This window comes from Pantanalinema rosaneae CENA516 (assembly GCF_050753385.1).
In the GTDB taxonomy this organism is placed as follows: Bacteria; Cyanobacteriota; Cyanobacteriia; order Leptolyngbyales; family Leptolyngbyaceae; genus Pantanalinema; species Pantanalinema rosaneae.
Map to the genome: position 1 here is coordinate 1 of NZ_JBLZFZ010000110.1, position 8661 is coordinate 8661.

The 8661-nt window shown below is 49.6% G+C and carries 8 protein-coding genes; 5 read left to right on the forward strand and 3 right to left on the reverse strand.

The window, feature by feature from the left end; translation table 11 throughout:
* Window positions 1–1442: 1442 nt before the first annotated feature.
* Window positions 1443–3746 (forward strand): sensor histidine kinase, encoded by a 2304-nt coding sequence (locus ACN4EK_RS31385; RefSeq protein WP_431662377.1) that lies wholly within the window; start codon window positions 1443–1445, stop codon window positions 3744–3746.
* On the opposite strand, the gene ACN4EK_RS31390 is transcribed toward ACN4EK_RS31385, so the two are convergent.
* Complete coding sequence (locus ACN4EK_RS31390; protein WP_431662378.1) at window positions 3729–4397, reverse strand: HAD family hydrolase; 669 nt, start codon at window positions 4395–4397, stop codon at window positions 3729–3731. The genes ACN4EK_RS31385 and ACN4EK_RS31390 overlap by 18 nt on opposite strands.
* 167 nt (window positions 4398–4564) lie before the next feature.
* On the opposite strand from ACN4EK_RS31390, the gene ACN4EK_RS31395 reads away from it, so the two are divergent.
* From ACN4EK_RS31395 to ACN4EK_RS31410, 4 genes are read left to right on the forward strand one after another with little or no spacing between them, the layout of a single operon-like run.
* Window positions 4565–5161 (forward strand): CHRD domain-containing protein, encoded by a 597-nt coding sequence (locus ACN4EK_RS31395; RefSeq protein ID WP_431662379.1) that lies wholly within the window; start codon window positions 4565–4567, stop codon window positions 5159–5161.
* A 4-nt stretch (window positions 5162–5165) separates the two neighbouring features.
* Window positions 5166–5303 carry a hypothetical protein gene (locus ACN4EK_RS31400; RefSeq protein WP_431662380.1) on the forward strand — a complete coding sequence of 46 codons (138 nt, stop codon included), beginning with the start codon at window positions 5166–5168 and terminating at the stop codon, window positions 5301–5303.
* 27 nt (window positions 5304–5330) lie between these two features.
* A complete protein-coding gene (locus tag ACN4EK_RS31405) occupies window positions 5331–5921 on the forward strand; it encodes a sigma-70 family RNA polymerase sigma factor (RefSeq protein ID WP_431662381.1) in 591 nt (196 codons plus the stop codon).
* A 14-nt stretch (window positions 5922–5935) separates the two neighbouring features.
* Entirely contained in the window at window positions 5936–6682 is a 747-nt protein-coding gene (locus ACN4EK_RS31410; protein WP_431662382.1) for an anti-sigma factor, read from the forward strand.
* Between the two features lie 65 nt (window positions 6683–6747).
* Here the strand turns inward: ACN4EK_RS31410 and ACN4EK_RS31415 are convergent, their stop codons facing one another.
* Both ACN4EK_RS31415 and rsmG read right to left on the reverse strand, forming a co-directional pair.
* Entirely contained in the window at window positions 6748–7950 is a 1203-nt protein-coding gene (locus tag ACN4EK_RS31415) for a methyltransferase domain-containing protein (protein WP_431662383.1), read from the reverse strand.
* Between the two features lie 68 nt (window positions 7951–8018).
* The coding region (rsmG, locus tag ACN4EK_RS31420) for a 16S rRNA (guanine(527)-N(7))-methyltransferase RsmG (protein ID WP_431662384.1) at window positions 8019–8661 on the reverse strand (643 nt) is incomplete at its 5' end.

Below are 8661 nucleotides of genomic sequence, written 5' to 3' on the forward strand. Positions count from 1 at the left end.
GGGCTTGGATGGCTCCTCAAGATCAGCCGCATGAACACTTTGTCTTCCCTGAGGAAGTGTTACCTCGCGGTAATGCTCTGTAAGGATTAACTTTCGACCTCAGTCAAGGGTATAGCCCCATCTGGTTCAGGTGGGGTTTTTTTATGGGTAGAAATTTTTCTATTAGATGAACGGCTAAAGCGATCGCAGTGCCTCTAAACTCATTTCAACGATCGCTCAGATTAGTTGTTGCCACAATCTCAGTTGATCTAACATTTACTCAAGCTGTCGTTACTTCCGCTCAAGTTGTCCTTACTTACGGTAAAGCTGTAGTTAGTAACGATGAAGCTGTCGTTACTTCCGCTCCATCTGTAGTTACTTACGCTCAAGCTGTCCTTAGTAACGATGAAGCTGTCGTTACTTACGGTAAAGCTGTAGTTAGTAACGATGAAGCTCCAGTAAAGAAAATCCTAGATCGCTTGTCGATCGTTCAAGGTTCTGTCTCCTCAAAGCAGAGCTGGATGTGATCGGTATAATTTCCTATCGCTATGGATTTGAGTGGTGTAGACAGGCACATAGCATAGTCTGATCAGCGATCGCAGTTCTAGCTCACAACAAGTTTGATTTTTATCTGTATGTAGATTATAAAGTGGCAAAAACTACCTGGTTTTACAACACACATTCGGTTTGGTTGTGCTATCTTAGCTAAAGGTGTTGAACCTTCGGGTTTAACGTAATTCCGACCTCTTGAGAGTTAGACCGTTTAGGCAACAAGGAGGTGATGCCCATGCCAGATAGTAGTAAATGCGTGGGTCATCAATCTGGAGTGAATCGGCTGTGTGCCGGGGCTGTTCTCTAACAGTCAGCTTGAGTTTCTTCGGAAACGTTGTTAGCTTAGCTAACCAGGCTGATTCGGAGTTCCTTCCGGCAGTCAGGTTCCAGATTTGAAGACCAGCTAGACCGCTCCCATCCCTGAGACTCGTTCTTCGCGATCGATCCTCCTGGTGGGAGCGGATAGCTTTTTAAAGGGAATTCCATTCTGTGTGACGGCTGATGAAGGAATGGAAGAAAATGTTAAAAATGTTTATATTTTCTTAATTATTCTGATTTCGCAGTAGATTGCATATAGCAGTTCTAAATCGCTATGGCTTGCTAGGGATGGCTAACCAGCCAACCTACCTAGTTTTTTGCCCATGCTTGATGGAGAACAGCGTTATCAAAACGGTTATAAATTCGTTTGCATCTCGCTGACCTAATGAGCCGAATCGCCCCCACTCCCCGGAATAAGCGGGTTCAGACGGACGAGCAATAGTTGCATATCACCTTAAGTCTAGTGCTGTTCCACTTCAGCCTGACGATAAAACTCTATTAACCCCCAATTCGAATCAATTACGGAAGCGGGTGGGGGTCTGCGTTTTTTCCTGACCGACATCCATTTGTAGGAGTAGAAGGACGACGCTTCTATGAGCCAGGATTTACCAGCGATCGCGGATAACAATCACAATGGACACACAACCAATCCGGTGGTTGAGGAGTTACCTCAGGTGCGGTCACTGGCATCTATGGCAGAACCGGGGACGACTGGAACTGAGCTACTAGCGGCGCTTACCCTAACTGTCAGTGTTGCCGGAATTATTGTAGCGATCGATCTGCAAAGTGCGAGTTGTCTGGGATACAGTCCGGCAGATTTAATTGGACAATTGTTGATTAAATTAGTCCATTTGCGGGATCAGGTTCGCCTGATGACCGAGTTAGCCAGTTTTCTGCATCAGCCAACTCAACCATTGACCACTCAGCTTTGTTTAGTGGCTCAGTCTGGTGATTGCTTGGAAACCCAGGTGATGGCACGAGCCTTGCAAGGAAGCAATGGAGCGACGATCGTGTTATTGGAATGTCGGACAGAGGCAGCGCGATCGATGCCGTCTCCCACTCCGGCAATCGTAGACTACAGTAGTCAGCAACTAGCCGCCACCCTCCAGCAACAGATTGATCAACAGCAGTTAGTTAATACAATCTCCCAGCATATTCGAGCCTCCCTCGATCTAAATACCATCCTCAATCGCACAGTAGAAGAGGTGCGGTTATTGCTACAAACCGATCGGGTGCTGATTTATCGGTTTGAACCGGATTGGAGTGGGGTGATCACTGTGGAGTCGGTTGCGTCTCCCTGGAAAACTGTTTTGGGCAATCGGTTGCACGATCCTTGTTTTACGGCGGTTCAAATTGAAGCCTATCGGCAGGGACGAATTCACATTGTTAACGACATTTACAATGCCAAATTAACCTCCTGTTATGTAGAGTTATTAGCCTCATTGCAAGTTCGAGCTAATTTAGCTGTTCCGATCGCATCGGAGCAGACTCTATGGGGGTTATTGATTGTGCATCATTGCCAATCGCCTCGGAGTTGGGAGAGTGCAACGATCGATCTGCTGAAGCAGCTAGCAACCCAAGTAGCGATCGCGGTACAACAGGCAGAACTGCATCATCAAGTTCAACAGTTAAATACCCATCTAGAAGTCCAGGTTAAAGAACGCACACAGCAGTTACAACAGGCACTCGAATTTGAGGCGTTAGTGCGACATATTACAGAAAAAGTCCGAGATAGTCTGGATGAAAGTCAGATTTTGCAGGCGGTGGCGGCAGAATTGGGACAGGTGATGCAGACTCAGCATTGCATTGTGGAACTGTATGATGCCCTGCATAATTACGCAACCGTAGCCTATGAGTATGCAACCGAAACGACCCTCTGCCAGGGATTAACTCATACCGTAGCTGACCTACCGGAACTTTATCTACCATTACTTCAACAGCAACCCCTCCAGTTTGTTGATCAACAGCTTGACTGGAATCCTCAGTTAGTTAATGTCACTCGGTTAGCCTGTCCGATCTTTGACGACCAGGGTACGCTCGGCAACCTCTGGCTCGTGCGATCGCGGGATGACTGCTTTAGTGAATTTGAAGTGACATTAGTGCAACAAGTCGCGAATCAATGCGCGATCGCGATTCGGCAGGCGCGGCTTTATCAAACGGCGCAGGGACAGGTTGAAAAGCTAGAAAAACTGATTGCCTTGAAGGATGAGTTTCTGACTAGCATGACCCATGAATTACGTACACCATTAAGTAGTATTTCGCTAGCGATTCAAACTTTGGAAAAGGTATTGGAGCCGAAAGAGTGGATTGCTAAAGAATCTCAAATTATTTCCCGAACGCTACAAATTTTGCAAGAAGCCTGCCAAAAGGAAATCCGCTTAATTAATAACTTATTGACTCTGTCCTATGTAGATGGTGGTGAACCACTGACCTCTACCTTAATTGATATCAAAGTCTGGTTGCCGCAAATGGTGGATTCGTTCCGTTCTCGAATGAACGATCGTCAGCAAACCCTAGAGCTAGAGATCACAGAACCTCTGCCACCGTTACAAACCGATCGTTCCTATTTAGAGCGCATTCTGCACGAATTGTTGAGCAACGCTTATCAATATACTCCTGCCAATCAACTCATTACGGTATCTGCCTTCACAGCGAATCATTGCCTCAACATGAGAATTTGCAACTCTGGCAGCGAAATTGCTCCCGAAGCACTGAGTCACATTTTTGAGAAGTTTTATCGGATTCCCCATAGTGACCTGTGGGAGTATAGCGGTGCAGGACTGGGATTAACGGTTGTGCAAAAGCTGTCCGATCGCATTGGCGCTAGCATTCACGCGACTAGCCAGGATCAGCAAACAACATTCACGATCGCCTTTCCCTTAGGTAGTGGTAGCTAGAGGCGACTGATCATAGTTTTGCAGCAGATCAGCCGGATCGTCATAAACGGCTAGGGCATTTGATAATTGCTCATCACTAAATCCACCGCAGCGAAAAGCGATTACTCCTACTCCAGCTTTGCCTGCCGCTTCAATATCATAGGGGGTGTCGCCTAGCATAATGGCGCGATCGGGACTGAGTTGGCTTTTCCTCAATGCGGCTGCCACAATATCCGGTGCTGGTTTGGAGCGATCGGCATCACTTGAGTTGGTGGTTTCTTGCAATAAATCATCGACCTGCGCTACCTTCAGCAGCATTTTCATTTCCTGCTCACTGGCGGAAGTGGCAATAATCAGATGGAGTCCATCATCCTGCATTTTTTGTACCAGTTCCCGTGAGCCATTCGCTGCCGTCAGGGTTTGACCAAACTGATTTAAGATTAACTCCCGGCGATAACTGGCAATTTGCTTTCCCTCCCCCGTTTCACTGTTGAGTTCTGGCACCAGTTGGGGAATCACCTGATCGGCTCCCATGCCCATTAAGGGTCGCACTTGGTCAAAGGCGATCGTATAACCATATTCGGCAAAGGCTTCTACCCAGGCTTGGGCGTGAGCATCGTTACTCAACACCAAAGTACCGTCAATATCCAGTAGTACCCCATCAAGTGCCATTATTTACTCCTGTCAGCGTCCTTTCTTTCATGGTAGTTAGCTGCATCGTCACCCTCATCTTTCTCGATGTAGATCCACATCTGAAGCCAAGGAGAAATTTGGGTGCATCCAGATCATCATCGGCTGCGTACTTCTGAGTGAAATTGAGTTGATTCATCTGCATACCTATGAAGAAAGCCACGCGATCGCTCGTTAATATCGTTCTGAGTGCGCTCACCTGTGTATTACTCATTGGGGTTTCTACAGCCCCTACTTTTAGCCAGCGTATGACCACGGCGACAATGTCACCCACGGCTAACTCGGTAATGGGTACTCCATCGGATCTGGCTCAGGGGATGTCCAATGGCACTATGAAACGCTATGCGGCTCCGTTGATTAACGCCAGTGTCGTTCCCAATGCTCCCTCAACGTCGGCAATGGGGGTGGCAGAAGCCTCCCTCATGGGCAATCGTTTGATGGTACGGGGAGCCTTTATGGGGTTATCGAGTCGATTACGGGACTATGCGACCGATCCCGTTGACCCACCCAATCCGAAGATTACCTCGGCGGCACACATTCATCGAGGGGACAACACTCAAAATGGTCCCTTCCAATATGCACTCACGGTCATGCTGGATCAAACCGGGATGGGGGGTAAGTTCTCTGGGAACTATACGCTGACCCCAGAGCAACTCCAGGCGCTAGCCGATGGCAAGTTGTATGTCGATATCCATACTCAGCAGCATCGGGCAGGAGAATTGCGGGGAATTTTCCGTCCTCTGTAAGCCGTTGGCGAATGGCGTAGTATACTGGCGGCTAATCATTGAACTGAATCCGGATAAGGGTCTGGCATCCGTCAGTAAACCTTTTGGCGGCTGGCGATCGCCCTTGTCCGGCTTTCGGTATGACCAAGACATTCACCTGTAGGGAGCCATTCCCACCCCCCATGTTTGTATGCCTGCTGAACCCTCTGGTCAACCAGAATCCGCTTCACTCAACCAGACAGACGCAGAGTTAATTCTTGCCTTGAGGAATGGACAGACGACCGCTCTGGGGGTGCTTTACGATCGACATGCGCGTTTGGTGTATGGACTAGCCCTGACGACCCTAGGCAATGCCCAGGAAGCGGAAGACTTAACCCAGGATATTTTTCTTACCCTTGCTAAAGGCTCGTCTTACAATCCCCAGAGAGGCTCGTTACGGACATTCCTGGCAATCCTGACGAAATCACGGGCAAAGGATCGATTGCGATCGCGGAGCAGTACCCGCCGGATGCTCGATCGCTGGCAATGGGGCAGACAATTAGAACCAGGTACTCCCTTACCTTTAGAGCAAGTGTTTCAACAGGAGCAATCCCAGGAAGTTCGTACCGCTTTAGCCCAGTTATCTGAACAGGAACAGCAAGTTCTCCGCATGGCGTATTACGAAGGGTTGAGTCAGTCAGCAATTGCCCAGCAATTAGAGATTCCCCTGGGAACCGTGAAAGCAAGAGCCAGACGCGGCTTACTTAAACTGCGTCAGACGCTAACAAGTTTTACTAGATAGGTGTAGTGATAGCGATGGCGATGCCTTCAGACGAGTTACAGCTACTAATGGCGGGATATGTTCTGGGTGATCTGAGTCCAGAGGAGGCAGCCGCGTTTGAGCAATTGTTGGCAACCGATCCCACGATCGCGGCAGAAGTGGCTCAACTGCAAACGGCACTTGAAACGGCGTATGCATCACCGGAAGTTATGCCACCCGAACACCTGCGATCGACCATTCTGACTCAAGCTGAAGCAGACCACGCAGGAAATATCCAGCGATCGCCGACCAGACGACCTTTACCCTGGCGGGGATGGCTGGAAGTAGTTGCCGCCGGATTGATTGTGGCGTTAGGCATCAACAACTATCGCTTGCAACAGGCGTTAACCCGTCAAGCGACGGTTCCTGGGACGACATTAATCTATGTGTTGGAGTCAACCCAAACCAACAGTGCCGCCGCCGCCAAAGTCGTTGTTGATCCGGACGAGTTAGAAGCAACGATTTCTGCCCAAAACTTACCGTCCCTCCCCCCCGGTAAAGTGTATGCCCTGTGGACAGTCGTCCAACCCGATGCCCCATTTACCACCGATCCCAAGCAAGCCATTCTCACAGAAGTATTTCAGGTAGACGATCGCGGCGGGTTTACCCAGACGATCGTGGTACCGAAAGCCTATCGCTTTAAAGGGTTGGTGACTAAAGTGGCGGTGACGATCGAGGATGCCAATGCCCCGCAAAAACATACTGGAGATCCAATCATGATCGCGATGCCGCCAACACCGTAAAACTCGTGGTGAGGGACTTGCCAGGTTGTTGAGGCAGTTGTTACCCCCTGGGCGATGACTATTCGTTAACAACAGGATTCAGTGCTACAACAGGCACTCCCGGCGTTCGTCATAGTCGCGTGATAATCCGAACCTTTCGTTTCGCGGGGATAACGGATCTGATCACGGGAGCAGTCAAAGGGAGAGGCGGTATCCAGAGGAATTTCGGTGTGGGGCAGGATCGGAATCATGTCCTGGTGATAAGCCCCCTGGGGATTGGTATAAATCTGGAACGTTTTGTCACAGACGGCAGTGCGTTGTCCGCGATAGAGCGTATGTCCATCATCGTCCTGCACAGCTTTCCAGGGACCTTTGTAGATCACAGCTTGATTGCGCTCCCAACAGTCACCTTCCTTGCCTTTAAACGCTTGAACCGTCATCGATCGGAACTCAATGCCATCGATCACCTGCCAGGGTTCGGGTTGGCGAACTAAGATCTCAATGCCATAAAATCCCGCCTGCTCAAACATGGCTAAAAAGGTATCTTCGCGAAACGCGCCAGCAATACAACCACTCCAGAGATCGGGATTTTGGAGAATATTGGGCGTAGGGTCTTCATCACAAACAATGTCTGAAATTACGGCCCGTCCCCCCCGTTTCAGCACTCGAAAGATTTCCTGGAATAACTGCTGTTTGTCCTGGGGACGCACCAGATTTAGCACACAATTAGAAATCACAACATCAACACTATCACTGGCAATTAGCGGGTGTTCCCGCCGGAGGCGATCGCATTCTGCTTCAAAGGCAGCTAGATGGTCGATCGTCGTAATGGGATGCTGATCTAACCAGACCTGTGCCAGATCGAGATTTAACGCTAAATCCTGAATCTTGCCTTTGACAAAGGCTGTATTGCGATAGCCCAACTTCCCTGCCATGTCATCCACATATTTGCGGGACAAGGCTAGCATCTCGTCGTTAAAATCTACCCCGATCACCTGCCCGGTTGCGCCTACCTGTTGTGCCAGGATATAGCAGTTTTTCCCTGCCCCAGACCCTAAATCGACCACGGTTTCGCCGGAAGCCACATAACGAGTCGGATCACCACAGCCATAATCTTTCTCAATAATCTCCTGGGGAATTTGCGCCAGGTAGTCGGCTTTGTAATCGGTCGTGGGACAACAGAGTGCCGCTTCGGGTTGTTTTGCCCCAGCCTCATAGCGCTGCAAAACCGCTTGTTCAATATTGTAGGCAGGCGTTTCTAGCGGTGGGTTAGCAGTGATTTCTGACATGACATTCCATCCTACTGAGAAAGGCTGAAGAGATTAATTCACTTTGCTCAGTGTACTGCGATCTCAATTTATGCGATCGGTTTTTGACTGGGTACGCCGACTGCCCGAGGATAATGCGCCGGAGTGGGGGCAATTTTGTGGAGCACCAGACAATGCCGCTCTCCTGCGGTTAAGGGCGTTGTGAAGGGATCGATCGCCGCCAGTGTACCGCCTAACTGCTCGACCGCCGTTTGTAAAGCGATCGTTTCTGCTTCTGTCCATTGCCCCCGGTAGAGAATGGCTAACCCACCCAGTTTAAGCAAAGGTAGAGCATACTCCGCACAGACCGGAGCGGCGGCAACGGCTCGAATTAAGGCTAAATCAAAGTGTTCGCGATATTGAGGTTGTTGTCCCACCTGTTCTACCCGATCGACCAACGTTTTGACATTAGTGATTCCGAGTGTGGGTAACAACCGATCGAGAAAATCAATCTTCTTGCGGGTGGAATCCAGCAGCGTGACTGTCCAATCCGGACGAGCGATTGCCACAGGTACACCAGGAAAGCCGCCGCCCGTACCGATATCAATGACTGTGAAGGGAGGTGAGGAGGGTGAGGAGGGTGAGGAGGGTGAGGAGGGTGAGGAAGATAAGGAAGCGATATCTTCCCTATCTTCCCTATCTCCCCCATCTCCCCCATCCTGTCTCTTATACACATCTGACGCTGCCGACGAA

Bases quoted from the DNA above. Each gene is read 5' to 3' on its own strand.
- ACN4EK_RS31385 (WP_431662377.1), top strand. From the start codon at position 1,443: ATGAGCCAGGATTTACCAGCGATCGCGGATAACAATCACAATGGACAC.
- ACN4EK_RS31390 (WP_431662378.1), bottom strand. From the start codon at position 4,397: ATGGCACTTGATGGGGTACTACTGGATATTGACGGTACTTTGGTGTTG.
- ACN4EK_RS31395 (WP_431662379.1), top strand. From the start codon at position 4,565: ATGAAGAAAGCCACGCGATCGCTCGTTAATATCGTTCTGAGTGCGCTC.
- ACN4EK_RS31405 (WP_431662381.1), top strand. From the start codon at position 5,331: ATGCCTGCTGAACCCTCTGGTCAACCAGAATCCGCTTCACTCAACCAG.
- ACN4EK_RS31410 (WP_431662382.1), top strand. From the start codon at position 5,936: ATGGCGATGCCTTCAGACGAGTTACAGCTACTAATGGCGGGATATGTT.
- ACN4EK_RS31415 (WP_431662383.1), bottom strand. From the start codon at position 7,950: ATGTCAGAAATCACTGCTAACCCACCGCTAGAAACGCCTGCCTACAAT.